At 67.6% G+C, this 16,766-nt stretch carries 14 protein-coding genes; 2 read left to right on the top strand and 12 right to left on the bottom strand.

The annotated features are described in order from the left end of the window. Nucleotides 1–350 precede the first annotated feature (350 nt). The 10 genes from SLQ30_RS14265 to SLQ30_RS14310 all read right to left on the bottom strand — a co-directional run bounded on the left by SLQ30_RS14265 (nt 351) and on the right by SLQ30_RS14310 (nt 11,016). Nucleotides 351–1,313 (bottom strand): hypothetical protein, encoded by a 963-nt coding sequence (locus SLQ30_RS14265; RefSeq protein ID WP_319450280.1) that lies wholly within the window; start codon nt 1,311–1,313, stop codon nt 351–353. A gap of 339 nt (nt 1,314–1,652) precedes the next feature. Continuing rightward, nucleotides 1,653–1,937, bottom strand: coding sequence for a hypothetical protein (locus tag SLQ30_RS14270; RefSeq protein ID WP_319450279.1), 285 nt, complete (start codon nt 1,935–1,937; stop codon nt 1,653–1,655). 117 nt (nt 1,938–2,054) lie between these two features. Further along, complete coding sequence (locus tag SLQ30_RS14275) at nt 2,055–2,390, bottom strand: YbaB/EbfC family nucleoid-associated protein (RefSeq protein WP_319450278.1); 336 nt, start codon at nt 2,388–2,390, stop codon at nt 2,055–2,057. Beyond that, on the bottom strand, nt 2,387–3,955 hold the full coding sequence (locus SLQ30_RS14280) for a PPE domain-containing protein (protein ID WP_319450277.1): 1,569 nt from the start codon (nt 3,953–3,955) through the stop codon (nt 2,387–2,389). Before SLQ30_RS14280 ends, SLQ30_RS14275 begins: the two co-directional genes overlap by 4 nt. Nucleotides 3,956–3,980: 25 nt before the next feature. Then, nucleotides 3,981–5,378, bottom strand: a complete 1,398-nt coding sequence (eccE, locus tag SLQ30_RS14285) for a type VII secretion protein EccE (RefSeq protein ID WP_319450276.1) — start codon at nt 5,376–5,378, stop codon at nt 3,981–3,983. Beyond that, a complete protein-coding gene (mycP, locus tag SLQ30_RS14290) occupies nt 5,375–6,724 on the bottom strand; it encodes a type VII secretion-associated serine protease mycosin (protein WP_319450275.1) in 1,350 nt (449 codons plus the stop codon). The genes eccE and mycP overlap by 4 nt, the downstream gene beginning before the upstream one ends. A gap of 218 nt (nt 6,725–6,942) precedes the next feature. Next, nucleotides 6,943–7,200 carry an HPr family phosphocarrier protein gene (locus SLQ30_RS14295; protein WP_319450274.1) on the bottom strand — a complete coding sequence of 86 codons (258 nt, stop codon included), beginning with the start codon at nt 7,198–7,200 and terminating at the stop codon, nt 6,943–6,945. A 36-nt stretch (nt 7,201–7,236) separates the two neighbouring features. After that, nucleotides 7,237–9,240 carry a fructose-specific PTS transporter subunit EIIC gene (locus SLQ30_RS14300; RefSeq protein WP_319450273.1) on the bottom strand — a complete coding sequence of 668 codons (2,004 nt, stop codon included), beginning with the start codon at nt 9,238–9,240 and terminating at the stop codon, nt 7,237–7,239. A gap of 4 nt (nt 9,241–9,244) precedes the next feature. After that, the gene (locus SLQ30_RS14305; RefSeq protein ID WP_319450272.1) at nt 9,245–10,240 is read right to left on the bottom strand and encodes a 1-phosphofructokinase; all 996 of its coding nucleotides are present in this window, start codon (nt 10,238–10,240) and stop codon (nt 9,245–9,247) included. Beyond that, nucleotides 10,237–11,016 (bottom strand): DeoR/GlpR family DNA-binding transcription regulator, encoded by a 780-nt coding sequence (locus SLQ30_RS14310; protein ID WP_319450271.1) that lies wholly within the window; start codon nt 11,014–11,016, stop codon nt 10,237–10,239. Before SLQ30_RS14310 ends, SLQ30_RS14305 begins: the two co-directional genes overlap by 4 nt. Before the next feature lie 42 nt (nt 11,017–11,058). Between SLQ30_RS14310 and SLQ30_RS14315 the strand changes: the two genes are divergently transcribed. Both SLQ30_RS14315 and SLQ30_RS14320 read left to right on the top strand, forming a co-directional pair. Continuing rightward, a complete protein-coding gene (locus SLQ30_RS14315; protein ID WP_319450270.1) occupies nt 11,059–12,840 on the top strand; it encodes a putative PEP-binding protein in 1,782 nt (593 codons plus the stop codon). 86 nt (nt 12,841–12,926) lie between these two features. Continuing rightward, nucleotides 12,927–13,904 (top strand): pirin family protein, encoded by a 978-nt coding sequence (locus SLQ30_RS14320; protein ID WP_319450269.1) that lies wholly within the window; start codon nt 12,927–12,929, stop codon nt 13,902–13,904. Nucleotides 13,905–13,939: 35 nt separating this feature from the next. On the opposite strand, the gene SLQ30_RS14325 is transcribed toward SLQ30_RS14320, so the two are convergent. Next, nucleotides 13,940–16,096, bottom strand: a complete 2,157-nt coding sequence (locus SLQ30_RS14325) for an FUSC family protein (protein WP_319450268.1) — start codon at nt 16,094–16,096, stop codon at nt 13,940–13,942. A gap of 88 nt (nt 16,097–16,184) precedes the next feature. Next, nucleotides 16,185–16,766, bottom strand: coding sequence for a TetR/AcrR family transcriptional regulator (locus tag SLQ30_RS14330; protein WP_319450267.1), 582 nt, complete (start codon nt 16,764–16,766; stop codon nt 16,185–16,187).

A 16,766-nucleotide genomic window follows, 5' to 3' on the forward strand; every position in this document is an offset into this window, starting at 1 on the left:
CGTTGGTGTCAGCGATTATCTCGTTCTTAGCATCCACGACAGCTTGTCTTGCCTTCGCGCAGAGGTCGATAGCATCTGAGAGGCTCTGCTTCATAGCCTCCATCTTCGCGATTTCCGCGTCGACCGTCCGTTCAGCTGCGTTTGCGGCTCCGCCGAACCAGCCGTTGTGATTAAAAATCGACTTTTTCTTACCGTTCCATGTATCCAACACTCCATCAACTTCGGTACGCAGATTTTGGAGCAGATCGATTCGTTGTTGAAGAGTGTCCTCGTCAGTTTCGGGCCATGCGGGCGGTGCTGTCATCTCGTCTCGCCGCCCCCCAGTGGGTTTAGGAATACTAGACATCTTCCTAAACCCCCGAGGCCTGACATGCAGATCTAATGACATTCTTCAGATCAAAACCGACATTTACCACATACGAATCGGCAACCGTATAGTTCTGTATCGCGTTGGCGAAAACCTGAAAGTAGAGCGCGGCTGTACCAGCAAAATCCGCGAATACGCCATTGCCGCTCGCCGAGCCTAGGGCTTCGATGTCGGAGGCGTATGCACCAATGGTTTTGGCTGCCGACTCCTGCAGATCACGTTGTTCAGGAGTCCATTGATCGGCCGAAATTGTCGTGTCAATATTCGACCACGCTTGTAAATTTGAATCAAATATCGCAGTTTTCTTGACCCAGTCATTACACACAGCGAGCGGTTTGGTCAAAAATCGAGCGGGCTTACTCAGATCACCGATATCTGCAATCTCAGACGGCATTGCAGCTGATGGTGCAGCAGCTGTCTTGCCGATGACTTCGCCGTGCTTAATCGCGTCACAGACCGACGATATCGCTGTGGACAGGCTCACATTGGTCTGCGCGAGGAAGTCGTCGCTGGGTTTGTAGGCAGCGATCGAATCGGCGTATGCCCGGCCGTAGGCGATGAACTGTTCGTAGAGTTCACGCATTACGCGATGGGGCGTCTGCCGGGCCAACGTCACGGCCTGGTCGGCGGCGGAGCGCATCCCGGTTCCTGCAGCTTCAAACTGCGAGCGCTGAACCGGAGTCCATTGTGACGAAGGAATCGACGGGTCGCGATTGCCCCACGCGTCGGACTGCGAGGCGGCAAGTGCGCTCTGTATTGGACGCCAGCTATCGCACGTCGGCTCAACGGTAATTATCGCAACCGGCCCCGTGTCGTTCGCACTGGCAATGTCGCTCGCTGCAGGCGTTGTCGTCCCACCACCGGAACCACGCGTGAAGAACAGCGTCACCCCAACGGTGATCGCAATGACGAGGAGCACCGCGACGGCAATCAGCAGCCACTTCAACCCACTGCCCTGCTTCGGGGGCGGAGGACCCCATCCCGGCTGCGGGTAGTAGCCAGGCGGCTGCTGCGGAGGACCGGGCGGCGGCTGGTAACCCTGCGGGGGACCTGACGGCGGCGGGTTACCAGGGCCCCATTGACCCGGTTGCGGTGGCAGACTCATGCGCCCACCCTCACCTGACGGCGACCCAATTTCATACTCCCCAAGTCCACGCAATGCTCGCGCTCGAACGTACTGGACAACATTGGGTACCAGCCTAAAGGACGGATAGCTGCGCAGTCCGCGGCAATCGGCCGACTGTTATCCAAAGGGTTCCGAGAATGGCACCGACGTGGCCATGAACTAAGCCCCGACGGTATCCAGGAATGAATGTGAAGCCGCCGGCGAAACAAAGCTGGCCGCGCCGGCACTACTCGATCCGCCGCTCACCAACACCGCGATGACGACCGCGACGACCACTACCACCACGGCGATCACCAACAGCGCCCACTTCAACCCGCTGCTCAACCCGCTGGACTTCGGCTTCGGCTCTTGCCCGGGCGCAAAGTAGAACCCTGGCGGCAACTGCTCCGGGTCGACGGGCTGGATGTCCTCATCCCAAGGATCCTGTGGTGCCGACATCGTCATGCGACCACCTGAATTCGTTGCGCGCGCATACACACTCCCGTTGGCATCCAGTACTCAATCGAGCCTAAGGGGTTTGCGGGCACCCCAAACGCAGCAATTTCCCTGGCTCGAAAGAACCTAGGTCCACGAGCTGTCGTTGTTGATCTCCGTGATCGCCTCGTCGATGCGCTCACGGTCGGCGTCAATCGAGAGCGACGCCTGGGCCGTCGCCTTCTGTAGCGCCTCGTTCACCCGGCTCTGGACGACTTCGGCACCGAGGCGCAGCAGCCCCGCTTCGATGTACACGTCCGTCAGCCAGTGATGGCCGTTGAGCGTGACCTCGACGGTGTCGGACTCGTCGGCCGCGGTGAACGTCTCGGCGTTCATCTTGGTGAGCTGCTCATCCATCAGCGACTGCAAGCGCTGGGCCTGCTTCAACACCGCCGCCACCTCGGGGTGCATGTCGTCGCTCACTTGGTGTCCTTGCCGTCAGCGGACGCCCGTCGCTTGGCCTGCTGACCAATGTAGTTCTCAGTCCACTCCCGATCCTCGGTGTAGATCACCTCGTCGGGAGTCAAACCGGGGGCGCGGCGCTTCTCCTTGGCGCCGCCGCCACCTTGGCCGTGCCCGCCCATGGGCATGCCACCGCCACCCATGCCGCCGGCCATGCCCCCGCCTGCCGATGCCGCGGCGGGATGACCTCCACTCGCGCCGCCCCCCGTCGGTGAGGTCCCGATGGCCGGACCGCTCGCGGCGGGCTGCAAGGGCATCCCGCCCCCGCCTCCAGCGCCGCCGCCACCCGACCCGCCGCCGCCACTACCGGCGGCCGCCGGCGACAAGTCCGGACTGTCGGGCAAGCCGGGCATGTCCGTCGACGGATCGCCACCGGGCAGGCTCGGCATACCGCCGCCCGACCCGCTGCCTCCGGACGGCGAGCCACCAGAGGGGGAACCGCCGGACGGTGAACCGCCGGACGGTGAGCCACCCGAAGGTTTTTCGCCCGACTGGGGTTGCTCCGCCGCCGGCGAAGTCGGCGCGGTCGGCGGCTGAGGCGATTCAGGTGATTGAGGTGCTTGGGGCGAATCGGGAGACCCTCCACCCTTGCCCGGCGTCTCGCTACCCGGCCCCTTCTGGTTCGGGTCGTTCATCTTGTGAATATCGGAATCCCGCGGATCGCCGTTCTCGGTGACCGGTGGCAGGCTGGGCGATCCAGACGGTGGCTTCGGAGGTTGGCACACCGGGATCTTCGCGCCGTTGGCGTACGCGGTCTGCACTTCATCTGACTTCGTCTGCAGCGCCTGGTAGGCCGCCATTGCCTCGGGACTGAACCCGTTGATCTGCATCGCCTGCATCAGCTGCTTGATCTGTTCGGTGGTGGGGTGATTGCTCTTGGCAATGCTGTGCGCATCGGCGAGGTCCTGCGCGCGATCAGCCAAATCGCGTGTCGTGTCGACTATTTGGAGCAACCAGGATCGGTGCTTGTCCAACGCAGCCATGGCGTTGTCGGCGGCTGGCCCGCTCCAGCTGAGGCCTGAATCCTTGAAATTGTCGGCGTGGACGATCAGGTCGTGCGAGTACATCTTCAGGTTGTCTGCGTAGTGCACGAGCGACGCGGCCTGGTCGGGTTGCTCGAGTTGCTGGGCAACCTGTTCCACGCTCGCGTAGGTCGCGACGGGGTCGCTGTTGAGCCCTGCGAAGTCGCCCGGAACCGGCAGTGAGTCCGACAGGATGGGCCTGGGCGTGACCGGGGAGATCTGGGGAGCGGTCTCGCCGTTCGCCAGTGCGGTGGCGGTCTCCACGTCTACCTGGCGGTAGGCTTCCGCGGCGGCGGTGAACGATTCGGAGAGCCGCTTGGCCTCGCGCTCGCCGGATTCCAGATAACCCTTGATCTTGTTCGCGCCCGATGTGAGTTGTTCCAGGCCGTCGGTGGCGATCTGCGTGCCATCGGCCGCGACCGGCTGCTCCGGCATCGCGGGCATAGGTTCGGCGATTGCGCGCGCCTTCCAGTCCAGCGTGTAGGGCTCGACTCTCACCGCCATGATGCTTCCTCCCCCGATCTGCACCTCATTGCTGCAGCGCCATCTGGTAACGACTCTCCTCACGCGGATTGATCAGCCGGATGGGCAGCTGACGATGCCGCGGTGTGTCAATGAAGTTGTGCCGCAGCACTACTCGGCCGATGCCAGGGTGCGGGCCCAGGTACGTCGTCGAGTTGGGCCACGCCACCTTGGCCGCCGCGCCCACGCGTGCGTTGATGAAGCCTGCGAATTCCCGGAACTGCGGACCGAGCGTGACGACCGCCCCGCACGCCGCCGACCGCACCACGAACTGGGTGAAAAGCCTTGCGTCACCGAGGTTGATGCTCACGTCGACGTCGTCGAACGGCATGTACACCGGGTATCGGTCGGCGGTCTCGCCCACCAGCACGCCCGCGGAGCCGATCGGAAGCTCGTAGTGGCGGTCGGTCAGCGGGCTCTGACCGTGCAGGGCGGCCCGCTGACCACCGAACAGGCAGGAAAAGCCGCGCGGTGTCGAAGGATTCGCCAGCGTGGTGAGCAACACCGTGGCAGTCGGGGCGGCGCCCGGCCGGATCCGGACCTGGGTGATGGTGTGGTCGGCGCGCGCAGACCACCAGACGTTGGGACCACCGGCCGCGGTGTAGGCCGCCGTGAAGGTGCTGCGGCCCTTGATGAAGGACCACGACTCACGCTCGAAGCTGATCTCGGTGGCGCGGTCGAAGTCGTCGAAGCTGCGGCCGCAGCGCGCGTCGATTCCGTTGCTGGCCAATTGATCTGCGATGCGGGTGGTCGACGCGACCAGGTATCGAGCCAGCCCGGCCACCCCGGCCTCGCGGCGCTGCGCAGCCTTGCGCGTCTCTTCGGGCTTGGCGCGCAAGACGATCCAGGTTCGCCGGTTCGCCGGTGCGGGATACGGCCCGACGACCTGTTCGTACAGCGCGACAAGGCTGGACGGCGCCGTCTTGCCCATGCGATAGCCGGCGGACACGACGTCGGCCTCAAGGTCGGGGCAGTACGCGGCGACGAGCTGCTCGACGAGCCTGGTGTCGACGACGTCGTCGGTGAAGGCCTCACCACTGACGATCACCGTCGGCGTGAACGGCCGCGGAACGAGTTCGATGACCGAGAGCAGATAGTCGCCCTGCCACCGCACCGCGACGTGGTCGCCGGGCATGACCGTCGCCCCGACCGCGGGTTCCGACGGTGCGTCGGGGTTGACGCGGTGCCTGCGCCGCCAGGCGAAGATGGCCGCAATCCAGCCGGTGAACCTACGGCCGCGCACGGTCAGTACGGCGCCGATCGCAATGAGTACCGACAGCGTGATGCCGAGCCACAGCAGGTGGAGTGGCAGGAACAGCGCGACGCAGGCAGGAATCAGGGCCGCCGCCCACAGCAGGTGCCCCGTCGTGATGCGCAACCCGAATTGAGCCAGGAAGTTCTTCATCGGCGCCTCAACGCACGTCGGGCCAGGGCTCCGAGTCCGAGCACCAGCGCAAGGCCGGCTCCGGCGATGACCACGATGGTGATCGGGCCCCGGTCAGGCGGCGGAATGTAGACCGGCGGAGGCAGCTGCTTCACCTTGAACGGCGCGGTCTTCGGCCCCTCGGGGACGTCCCACGTCAACGCGGCGACCGGGTCGATGGTGCCTGCGCCGACGTAGTTGTCGACGCCGCCGCCAGGATGCCGGGCCGTGGCGGTGATCCGGTTGATGATCTGGATCGCGTTCAATTCGGGGTACTTCTGGCGCACCAGCGCGGCGACCCCTGAGGCGTAGGCCGCGGCGAACGACGTTCCGTTGATCGGAATCGGACCGTCCTGTCCGGGTAAGGCGTTCACCGGGTTGCCATCGTATCCGAGGGCGGTGATGTTCTCCGCCGGTGCGGCGGCGCCGACCCACGGACCGGACATCGAGAAATTGCTCGGCTGGCCGTTCTGCGCGATCCCGCCGACAGTGAGCACCAACGGCGAGTACCAGGCCGGCGAGACGATGGTGCTCACCTGCTTCCAGCCGCGCGGATCGGCGGGAATGGACGGATCCGGCGGCGGATTCTGATTGCAGTCGGCGCCCGTGTTGCCCGCGGCGACGACGACCACCGCGTTCTTGACGTTGACCGCGTACGCGATGGCGGCACCGAGCCCCGTCTCGTCGATGCGGCGGGTGATCTTGTAGCAGGCCGCCTCGCTGATGTTGATCACCTGAGCGCCCAAGTTGGCGGCGTGCACGATCGACCGGGCGAGGCTGCGCAGCGAGCCCGCCGTCTGCGTGGTGTTGGGATCGTTCGGATCGGTGCGCGACCCGACGGGCTGGAAGTTGTCCGAGGTCTGACGCAGCGAAAGGATCCGCGCGGCGGGAGCGACCCCGACGAAGCCGTCGGTAGGCGAGGGCCTGCCCGCGATGATCGACGCGGTCAACGTGCCGTGCGCGTCGCAGTCGGACAAGCCATTGCCGGACTTGTCGACGAAGTCGCCGCCAGGCTCGGCGGGGACGCGCGGCGAGCCGTTCACTCCGGTGTCGATGACCGCGACGGTGATGCCGTCGCCATTGGCGAACTTCTGCGCGTCCGAGAGCCTGAGGTAGTCGCTGGCCCACGGCTTGTCGGCAAAGTTCGAATTGGGGAAGACCAACGGCGCACCGCACTGCCTGCGCAGTTCGGTGGGCTGATCTGGACCCGTTTCGTCGGGTGGAAGCGCACCAGGGTCGATGACCGGCGGCTCGATGGCAACGGCTGGTGGCGCACTGAGCAGCGCCAGCATCAGCACGGCGATCAGCACGCAGATGCGCCGTACCATTCGTCACCCCCTCCGACCCGAACGTTGATCATGGCCCGCTGAACTGGCCACAGCAAACTAAAGGCCGCCCCTTGGGCGGCGCTTCGGTTGACGTCAAGCCCCTCGACCTCTTGCACTGTGCAATCTTAAGGGGGCGCGAGGGGGTACAGCTCCGGTTTCTCTGGGGGGTGGCCGACGGCCCTGTTCAGACCGCCGCCGCAGCCGACGTTCGGACTAACTCACGCGTCGAGATCCTGCTGGACCAGCGCAGCGACGGCATCGAGCGCGGCCTGGTCGTCGGAGGCGACGGTGACCTGTGCGCCGTTGCTTGCGCCGAGAGTCATGATCATCAACGCCGAACCCGCGTCCACTGGCTCGCCACCGTCGACGGACAAGGTCACCGGGACCCCGGCGTTGACGACGGCCTCAGCGATGATGGCTGCGGGGCGGGCGTGCAGCCCGATTGACGATCCGACGATGACAGTCTTGGTGGGCATTGCTGGCTCCTCTTGGTGGTGGGTTTGGGTTCGGATTCAGGCGGCGACGAGTTCGGCAGACGTCTCGGCGCCCCCCTTCGGCTGGCTGAGTTGCTTTGCGGCGATGACCGCGATGGCAGCGACGACGGTTCCGGCGATGAGCGAAATCAACCACCCCAGCTTGTTGTCGATCGCGAAGAGCACGAAGATTCCGCCGTGGGGCGCCCGGCAGGTCACGCCGAACGCCATGCTCAACGCACCGGTCACCGCGCCCCCGGCCATCATGGATGGGATCACCCGCAACGGGTCGGCGGCCGCGAACGGGATGGCCCCTTCGCTGATGAACGATGCACCGAGAAGCCATGCGGCCCGGCCATTCTCACGCTCGGGCTCGGTGAACAACTTCGGACGCACGGTCGACGCCAGGGCCATGGCCAGTGGCGGCACCATGCCTGCCGCCATCACGGCGGCCATGATCGTGAAGGACGCCGTGGTGGCCGCCGCCAAGCCGGCGGTGGCGAACGCGTAGGCCGCCTTGTTCACCGGGCCGCCGAGGTCGAAGCACATCATCAGGCCAACGATCACGCCCAGCACGACGGCCGACGTGCCGGACATGCTGTTCAGCCAGCTGGTCAGGCTGGTGTTGACCCACGCCAGCGGGCGGCCCAACAGCATGAACATCAACAGGCCCATGACCAACGAGGCGAACAGCGGGATGATCACCACCGGCATCAGCCCGCGTAGCCACCGCGGCACGTCGAACCTGCTGATCCACAGTGCGACGAAACCGGCCATCACGCCCGCGACGATGCCGCCGATGAAGCCGCCGCCGACAAATACGGCCACCGCACCTGCGGTGAAGCCCGGTGCGATACCGGGGCGATCGGCGATGGCGAACGAGATGTAGCCCGCCAGTGCAGGCACCAGGAAGCCAAACGCCAACCCGCCCAACGTGAACAGGATTGCGCCGAGGTATTGCATGAACCCGCCGCTGGGCAGGTTGGTCAACGAGTTGTTCAAGGCGATGATGTTGCCGAGCGACTGCGTTGCTCCGTCCGGCTTGTTGGCGATGTCGTAGCCCGCGAACAGGAAGCCGAGCGCGATGAGCAGCCCGCCGGCGGCGACGAACGGGATCATGTAGCTGACGCCGGTGAGCAGGATCTGCCGGGTGCGGGTGCCCCAGCCGACGCCGCCCCCCGACGCCGCTGCGGTTGCGGGTGCGCCGCCTGCGGAGCCCTCGACGCGTGCGGCGTTGGGATTGTCCACTGCGGCAACGGCTTCGGCGATCATCTTGGCGGGTTCGTTGATCGCGCGCTTCACGCCGGAGGCGATGACGGGCTTGCCGGCAAAGCGGCCCTTGTCCTTGACGCCGACGTCGGTGGCGAAGATGACGGCGCCTGCGCCTGCGATGGTCTCGGCCGACAGCGGGGTGCTGCCCGACGAGCCCTGCGTCTCGACGTGCAGGGTGACGCCGGCTTCCTTGGCGGCGGCGGCCAGCGCGTCGGCCGCCATGTAGGTGTGGGCGATACCGGTTGGGCATGCCGTGATCGCCACCAGCGTCTTGGTCTGCTGGGGTGCGGCCTGTGCGGGTTCGGCCTGGGCGGCGGCAGGCGCCGGATTGACGACACCCTCGACCAGCGCCACCACCTCGTCGGCCGACGAGGCGTTGCGCAGTGACTCGACGAAGTCCTTGCGCACCAGCGCCCGCGCCAGACTGGACAGCAACTTCATGTGCTCGGCACCGCCGGCATCGGGCGCTGCGATGAGGAACGCGAGGTCGGCGGGGCCGTCCGGGGCGCCGAAGTCAACCTTGGGCGACAGCCGGGCGAACGCGATCGTGGGCGCGTCGACGTATGGCGAGCGACAGTGCGGGATGGCGATGCCGCCGGGCAATCCAGTGGCGGACTGCGCCTCGCGCGCCATCGTGGCTGCGACCAGACCGTCGCGATCGGTGGCGCGTCCGGCTGCGGCGAGTCGGGCGGCGAGCAGGCTGATGACGGCCTCCTTGTCGCCGCCTGCGTCGACGTCGAGGGCGACCAGGTCTCCGGTGATGATTGACATCTCGCTACTTTCCTGTCGGCAAATGGGGAAGGGTTGGTGCGGGCGTAAGTGCGTACACCCGAACGGCTTTGAGGTCGAGCTGGTCCGGTGACGGCAGTGCCGAACCCGGTAGTGCGGCGGCGGCGCTGCCGTAGGCCACGGCCATTTGAAGCCGTTGCGGCGGCTCTGCTCCTCCAACTTCGGCGCGGAGGTATCCGGCCAGCGAGCTGTCGCCTGCGCCGACGGTGCTGCGCGGAGTGATCGGCGGAGGAGCGGCCATCCAACTGCCGGTGCTGTCGACGAGCACCGCGCCAGCGGCGCCGAGGGTGACCAGCACGGTGCCGACCCCGTCATCGATCAACGTCCTGGCCGCGGCCACGACGGGCTCCGGATCTCCTTGAGCAGCCGCGGTTTCCAGCGCAGGGCCGGAGGCCCCGACGAGTCCTGCGAGCTCTTCGGCGTTGGGCTTGATGAGGTCGGGCGCGTGGCGACCGAACGCGGCCGCCAACGCGGCGAGCGGGCGTTCCGACGTGTCGACGGCCACGCGGCACGGGAGCGTGGCGAGCATGGCGACAACCTCGGCATACCAGTCGTCCGGGAGCCCGGGTGGCAGGGAGCCGGACAGCACCACCCAGGCGGCGTGTCGAGCCGCGTCGAACACTGCGCTCATGAGCGCGCCGCGGCCTGCTTCGTCGAGGTGCGCGCCAGGTTCGTTGAGTTTGGTTGTGGTGCCGTCGGATTCGGTGATGGCGAGGTTGGTACGGACCGCCCCGCCGGCGGGCACCAGCTGAAAGGGCACGGCGCTTGCGTGGAGGGCCGCGACGACGGGGTCGGACTCGGCGGCCGGGAGCAGGGCGACGGCGTCGACCGCGGCCAGACTCAGGGCGCGCGCCACGTTGACGCCCTTGCCGCCGGGCTCGCTGGTGACCGACGTGACGCGGTGGACGGCGCCGCGGGTCAACGGCGCGGCCAGCGTGACCGTGCGGTCGATGCTCGGGTTGGGCGTGACGGTGACGATCACGGTGTCGCTCCGGCGCAGACGACCTCGACGCCCTGTTCGGTGAACAGAGCGCGGTCGGCGTCGTCGAGTTCGGTGTCGGTGATGAGCGTGTCGACACTCGAGATGGGCGCGAAGCTGACGAAGTCCTCCCGGCCGACCTTGCTGGAGTCGGCAGCGACCACGACGTAGTTGGCGGCGCGCACCATCGCGCGTTTGACGGCCGCCTCCTCGCCGTCCGGGGTGGACAAGCCGTGCCGCACGCTGATGGCGTTGGTGCCGATGAACGCGATGTCGACGCGGATCGAATCGAGCACGCGAAGCGTCTGGTCGCCGACGGCGGCCTGGGTCACCCCGCGCACGCGACCGCCGAGCAGTTGCAGCGACACCGAGTTGGTGGCGGCGAGCCTGGCGGCGATGGGCACGGAGTTCGTGACGACGACGAGCTCGCGGTCGGTCGGCAGTAGGGCCGCGATGCGCGCCGTCGTGGTGCCGGCGTCCAGCAGTAGCGTGGCGCCCGTGCGGGGCACGTAGTCGATGGCGGCGGCTGCGATCGCGTCCTTGAAGTCGGCGCGGGTGGTCTCCCGTTCGCCGACGCCGGGCTCGACGAGGTGCAGGGCACGCGCGGGCACTGCGCCGCCGTGGACTCGTCGCACCACCCCGGCCTTGTCGAGGGCGGCCAGGTCCCGACGCACGGTCTCGGTGGTGACGTCGTAGGTCTGAGCGAGCTCGGCGACCGATGCGCGACCCTTGCTGATCACCAGTGCGGCGATAGCCTCTTGGCGCTCTTCGGCGTACATGCGTCTCCGTACGTGTGGGAAATTCGCTTCTGAAATGTTGATATGTGTTGTTTTACTCCCGACTGTGTTGACTTGTCAATCAATTCTTGTAATCTGACTCACATGAGTACGTCGCCCTCGACAACGTCACAGCACGCCGAGTCGCAGCCCACCCAGCTCGCCGCGGGCACCGTCCTGCACGGGGTGCCAGCCGTGGCAGGCGTCCAGTACGCACCGGTCATCAGGCCAGGGGCCAGGCCGCCCGTCGAGCAGGGCACCGCGCCCGCGCTGGAACAGTCCGCACGTCCGGCCGAGGCCGCACGCTTCGCGGGCGCCGCGGCTGCGGTCGCGGCCCGGCTCAGGGAGCGGGCCGCACACGCCACGGGGTCGGCCTCGGAAGTCCTCGCGGCGACGGCAACGTTGGCTCAGGACAGGGCGTGGATCGGCGCGGCGGAGAAACGGATCGGCGAAGGTAGCCCGGCGGTGGGCGCCGTCGTGGCAGCCGTCGAACAGTTCGTCACGATGTTCACTCAGCTCGGTGGCCTGATGGCCGAGCGGGTCACCGACCTGCGCGACATCCGCGACCGAGTCGTCGCCGAGCTCAACGGGCTGCCCGAACCAGGGGTGCCGGTGCCCGGCGTGCCGTCGATCCTGTGCGCCGAGGACCTCGCGCCGGTCGACACCGCGGGCCTCGACGCATCCTTGGTCGTCGCGCTTGCGACGACGCTCGGCGGCCCCACCAGCCACACCGCGATCATCGCGCGCCAGCTCGGCATCCCGTGCGTCGTGGCCGTCGACGGTCTGGACGCAGTGCCGGTTGGCACGATGGTCATGGTCGACGGAACGCTTGGCACCATCACCGTGTCGCCTGACGCAACCGCCGCGACCGAGGCGGTCGCCGTCGCACAGCGCGGCGCCGACCTTGCCAAGCAGTGGGCTGGCCCCGGTGCCACCGCCGACGGCCACCGGGTCGCGATCCTGGCCAACGTGCAGGACGGCGCGGCGGCGCGGTCGGCCAGTGCGACCCCGGCCGAGGGCGTGGGGCTCTTCCGCACCGAACTCTGCTTTCTCAACCGCGACACCGAACCCACCGTCGACGAGCAGGCGGCCATCTACGCCGAAGTGCTGACCGCGTTCGCGGGCCGCAAGGTGGTGGTCCGCACCCTCGACGCCGGGTCCGACAAGCCGCTCAAGTTCGCCGGGCACCCCGACGAGGCCAACCCGGCGCTCGGTGTGCGCGGCATCCGCATCGCCGACGGGAATCCCGGAATCCTGACGCGGCAACTCGAGGGCATCGCCGCGGCCGCGCAGGCGACAGGCAACGAGCCGTGGGTGATGGCGCCCATGATCGCCACCGCAGCCGAGGCCGCGGACTTCGCCACGCAGTGCCGTGCGCACGGGCTGACCCCAGGCGTGATGATCGAGGTGCCCGCAGCCGCGCTGCTGGCCCATCGCATCCTCGAGCACGTCGACTTCCTGTCGATCGGGACCAACGACCTGACCCAGTACACGATGGCCGCCGATCGGATGTCGGCCGAACTGGCGACGCTCACCGACCCTTGGCAACCGGCGGTGTTGGCCCTGGTGCGCATGGCGGTCGACGCCGGTGTCGCGGTGAACAAGCCCGTAGGCGTCTGCGGTGAGGCCGCGGCGGATCCACTGCTGGCGTGTGTGCTGGTGGGGCTGGGGGTGTCCTCACTGTCGGCGGCTGCAGCGGCCGTCGCCGGGGTGGGGGCCAAGCTGGCCCAAGTCACGCTCGCGCAGTGCCAGGCCGCCGCGACGGCCGCGCTGGATGCGGCGACGGCCGCCGATGCGCGCGCGGCTGCGATCCACGCGCTGGGTTGACCCCTACTCGCGGGGAAGACACCCCGGAATAAACGGACTGTAGTCCGGTTGTATCGGGTAGCTCTTCAACTCTCCAGGAGGTACCGATGCCCGCCGTGACCGCAGATACGTTCACCCTTCCCCGAATCGCCGCTCCCACGGTGACGCAAAGTGACCGCCCGGTGCGGTCGATCACCACCGGGCCCCGCGGCTACGAGGGCGAGGGCTTCCCAGTCGTGCGCGCGTTCGCAGGAGTCAGCGCGGCCGACCTCGACCCGTTCGTCCACATGGACCAGATGGGTGAGATCGAGTACCAACCCGGCGAGCCACGCGGCACCGACTGGCATCCGCACCGGGGCTTCGAGACCGTCACCTACATGATCGACGGGCGCTTCGCCCACCAGGATTCGCACGGTGGCGGCGGGCTCATCACCGACGGCGCCACGCAGTGGATGACGGCAGGCGCGGGCATTCTGCACATCGAGACGCCGCCCGCCGAACTCGTTGACAGCGGTGGCCTGTTCCACGGCATCCAGCTGTGGGTCAACCTGCCGCGAAAGGACAAGTTCGCGACGCCGAGCTACCAAGCCATCGAGGGCGGCGACGTGAAGCTGCTGGCGTCCGAGGACGGCGGCGCCCTGGTGCGGATCATCGCAGGCGACGTCGAGACGCAAGAAGGAGCCCGGCGCGGGCCAGGTCTAACGCACACGCCAATCAGCTTGGTGCACGCCACCATTCAACCTGGTGCGCGACTGAGTGTGCCGTGGAACCCGGGCTTCAACGCGCTGGTCTACGTGCTATCCGGCCGCGGCGCGGTGGGACCGGCTGCCCAACCCATCGAGCAGGGTCAGCTGGCCGTACTCGGTGCGGGCGACCGCATCACGATCAACGCTGCGGCGCAACAGGATTCACACCGTCCCGCGCTGGAGGTGCTCATGCTCGGCGGCCGGCCCATCCGGGAGCCCGTATTCCACTACGGACCCTTCGTGATGAACTCGAAGTCCGAGGTGGTCCAGGCGCTTGAGGACTTCAACGCAGGACGGTTCGGCACCATCCCGCCAGGCGCGCTGCGGCCCCACCGTTAGACGATTTCGGCGCGCTCAGTTGCGCTCACCGCAACTCAGCGCGCCGAAATCGCAAGGGGGGCCTCGGGTTCGGGGTATAGCAGTTCGAGCTCGCCGAGGCTGGCCGCGACGGTGACGAGCGGGAGCGCCGCCGACACCGACAGCGCACTACCGTCGGATTCGGCCCGCAAGGCCAACACGAAGTCGTCGCTGATCGGGCCACTGTCGTCGAAGGGTTCGGTGCCGCTCAACCGTGCGCACACCGAGGAGGAATGCTTCTCAAGCACTTGCCGCACCCGGGGGTAGGCCGTCAACGGTGGCGGCACGACGTCGGCGATCAACTCGGCGACGGCCCGGAGTCGCACCGCGCGGTTGGCCGCGCGAATCACCGGAGCGCGGCGATCCGTCGACCCGCCGCTTTCCGAAAGGTATTGCCGCACTGCGTCATCAAGCGTTCTCGACGCGGTCAACGCATCGTGACCGAGCGCACTGACCTGGTCGTTGGCGCCCTCGTATGCACCGCGGGTGACACGCCGCACCGTCGCCTCGAGGTACTGCGCCCCGACCGTGTAGGCCGCGTCGACGATCCTGGCCACCCGCGACGCGGCGCCTCTAGGCCACAGCAATGCCGACACGACCGCACCCACGGACGCGCCGACGACGACGTCCTGGATGCGGATGAGTCCGACGCTCCACCCGGTCGGCACGATCAGATTGAAGATGATCAGCACCATCATGGTGAACATCGCCTGGCCTGCAACGAATGACGCCACCTCGGGCACGTAGGCGGAGCCGAACGCGACCAGCGGCAGCATCACCCACATGACCGGGGGATCCACCCCCATCAACTCGATGAAGACCGCGCCGAGCACGAATCCGATCGCCGTGCCACCGACGGCGCGCACGACCCTGGTGCCTGTGGTGAGCGCGCTGCTCCGCAGCACCGACATCGCGCCGAGCACCACCCAGAAGCCGTGTTGCACGGGGAAGACGTGCGTGATCGCGACGGCCGCGGCCAGCCCGAGGCCGGTGCGCAGGCTGTTGCGCACGACCACCGCGCGGGTGGCGACGAAGCCGGTCGTCAAGGAGGCGATGGCCTGCGATTCCGACAGCACCCGATCGGATGCTCCGCTCACCGGTAGCCGCCGGCCCAGCACCCTGGCCCACACTGGGCGTGCGTCGGCCGCCGCCGCCAGCCGGATGACGCGTCCGGTCGCGCCGACGCACGCGGAGATGGTGCGCAGGCTCAGCAGCCGGCGCGCCGCTCCGATCGCGGCGGCGTCGCTCGGCTCGCCGAGTATCTCGACGATGTCGTCGCGATAGCGGCTCTGCGCCAAGGTCCGCTGCTCGTCGAGTGCCGACAGGAGTGCGTCCTGGTGGGCAGCCCGGTCGGCACCCTTCGGCGCGCGCAGCACGTCGGCGCTCTCGCGCAGCACCCGGACGATGGGGACGCGTAGCGCGAACAGCAGGGTCCCGGTGTTGTCGGCGATGCGATCCGACAACCACTGCAGGTCGTCCACGACACGCACCAGCGCCCGGCTGCCCGCGGTCAGCCCGACCGGCCGGTAGTCGGCGCCGAGGAAGTTGGCGCGCAGGTCGCCCATTGCGGTCGAGACGTCCTCGGCGGACGCATTGCCTTCGAGCCGGTCGGCCAGGGTTCGGCACACCTGCGCGGCGTGCCTGCGCAGTTCGTCGTGATGTCGCGGCGGCAGCAGGAACAGCGCCGCGGGCACGGCCAGCGCCAACGCGATCGCCCAGCCGAACAGCCGGTCCGGGATCGGGCCCACAGGTGTGCACGCAGGCAGTACGAACGTCAGCAGCGTCGAGCGTTGCCCGGCGGCCACGATTTCGCTGAGCACCCCCGTGAACGTCACGGCGACGCCAAGTACGAACATCGTCGCAACGGCCAGCCACGGGATCGGCGCGACCAACGAGCCCAGCGTGATCAACACGGCGCCGTTGAAGCCGAGCCCGCAGTAGGCGAGCGCCCGCGCAGGCCGGTTGCCGGGGAAGTCGACGGTGATCAGCAAGGACACCGAGCCGAAGATGGCGAACATCGGGGTCTGCGATCCGCCGCCCACCGCGAACCCGACGGCCGCGGCGATCGGCAGCACGATCGCCGCGCGGATGGCCCGTCTGAACGCGTCGCGCTCAGGGTCACGCTCGTCAATTCGATCGACTGTCCGGCGCCACACGACAGCCGCGGTCAGCATGCTCGCAGATGCTAGCCGGACCCGCCCGGCGACCTGGTCAGTCTGAAACGCTGGTCAGTCTGAACCGCTGGTCAGTCTGAACCGCTGGTCAGTCTGAAACGGTGGGAGTGACGTCGGAGATCGGACCGAACCGACCCGCGTCCAATGCCCCGAGCAGCTGTGCGGCGATCCAGGTCAGGTCGTCGTGATTGCGCGGTAACAACGTCTGCTCGTAGCCCACCAGCAGGTAGAGCCCCCACGCGGCGAACCGGCGCGCTTGGTGTTCGGAGTGCAGGAGTTCGAGCGCCGACTCGCGGAGCACGTCGAAACGCTGTTGGTCGACGGCGGCTTGCACGGCATACACCTCGGCGTCGATCGAACTCCACACCCGGATCGCGGCCTCAGCGCCGTGGGGGAGCGCCAGGGCTTCCTTGATGAGCGTGTCGATGCGCACGCGAGGGTCGGATTCGGACTGGACGGCCTCGATGATGCCGACGGTGCGGGCTTGGACCCAGTGCGCGACGAGGTCCGTCGTGTAGGCGGACCAGTTGGCAAAGTAGTGATAGAAGGAGCCAGTCGTGACGCCGAGGCGATTGCACACCTCAGCAAGCTTCAACCCGCCGTAACCGAGGTCGGACAGGACCTCGAGGCCGGTGCCGAAGTACGCCTCCCGAGAAACGACGGTGGCCAT

It is taken from the genome of Mycobacterium sp. RTGN4, from assembly GCF_033804635.1.
Classification (GTDB): domain Bacteria; phylum Actinomycetota; class Actinomycetes; order Mycobacteriales; family Mycobacteriaceae; genus Mycobacterium.

Bases quoted from the DNA above. Each gene is read 5' to 3' on its own strand.
- SLQ30_RS14270 (WP_319450279.1), bottom strand. From the start codon at position 1,937: ATGACGATGTCGGCACCACAGGATCCTTGGGATGAGGACATCCAGCCC.
- SLQ30_RS14280 (WP_319450277.1), bottom strand. From the start codon at position 3,955: ATGGCGGTGAGAGTCGAGCCCTACACGCTGGACTGGAAGGCGCGCGCA.
- eccE (WP_319450276.1), bottom strand. From the start codon at position 5,378: ATGAAGAACTTCCTGGCTCAATTCGGGTTGCGCATCACGACGGGGCAC.
- mycP (WP_319450275.1), bottom strand. From the start codon at position 6,724: ATGGTACGGCGCATCTGCGTGCTGATCGCCGTGCTGATGCTGGCGCTG.
- SLQ30_RS14295 (WP_319450274.1), bottom strand. From the start codon at position 7,200: ATGCCCACCAAGACTGTCATCGTCGGATCGTCAATCGGGCTGCACGCC.
- SLQ30_RS14300 (WP_319450273.1), bottom strand. From the start codon at position 9,240: ATGTCAATCATCACCGGAGACCTGGTCGCCCTCGACGTCGACGCAGGC.
- SLQ30_RS14310 (WP_319450271.1), bottom strand. From the start codon at position 11,016: ATGTACGCCGAAGAGCGCCAAGAGGCTATCGCCGCACTGGTGATCAGC.
- SLQ30_RS14315 (WP_319450270.1), top strand. From the start codon at position 11,059: ATGTGTTGTTTTACTCCCGACTGTGTTGACTTGTCAATCAATTCTTGT.
- SLQ30_RS14320 (WP_319450269.1), top strand. From the start codon at position 12,927: ATGCCCGCCGTGACCGCAGATACGTTCACCCTTCCCCGAATCGCCGCT.
- SLQ30_RS14325 (WP_319450268.1), bottom strand. From the start codon at position 16,096: ATGCTGACCGCGGCTGTCGTGTGGCGCCGGACAGTCGATCGAATTGAC.
- SLQ30_RS14330 (WP_319450267.1), bottom strand. From the start codon at position 16,766: ATGGCCACCGTCGTTTCTCGGGAGGCGTACTTCGGCACCGGCCTCGAG.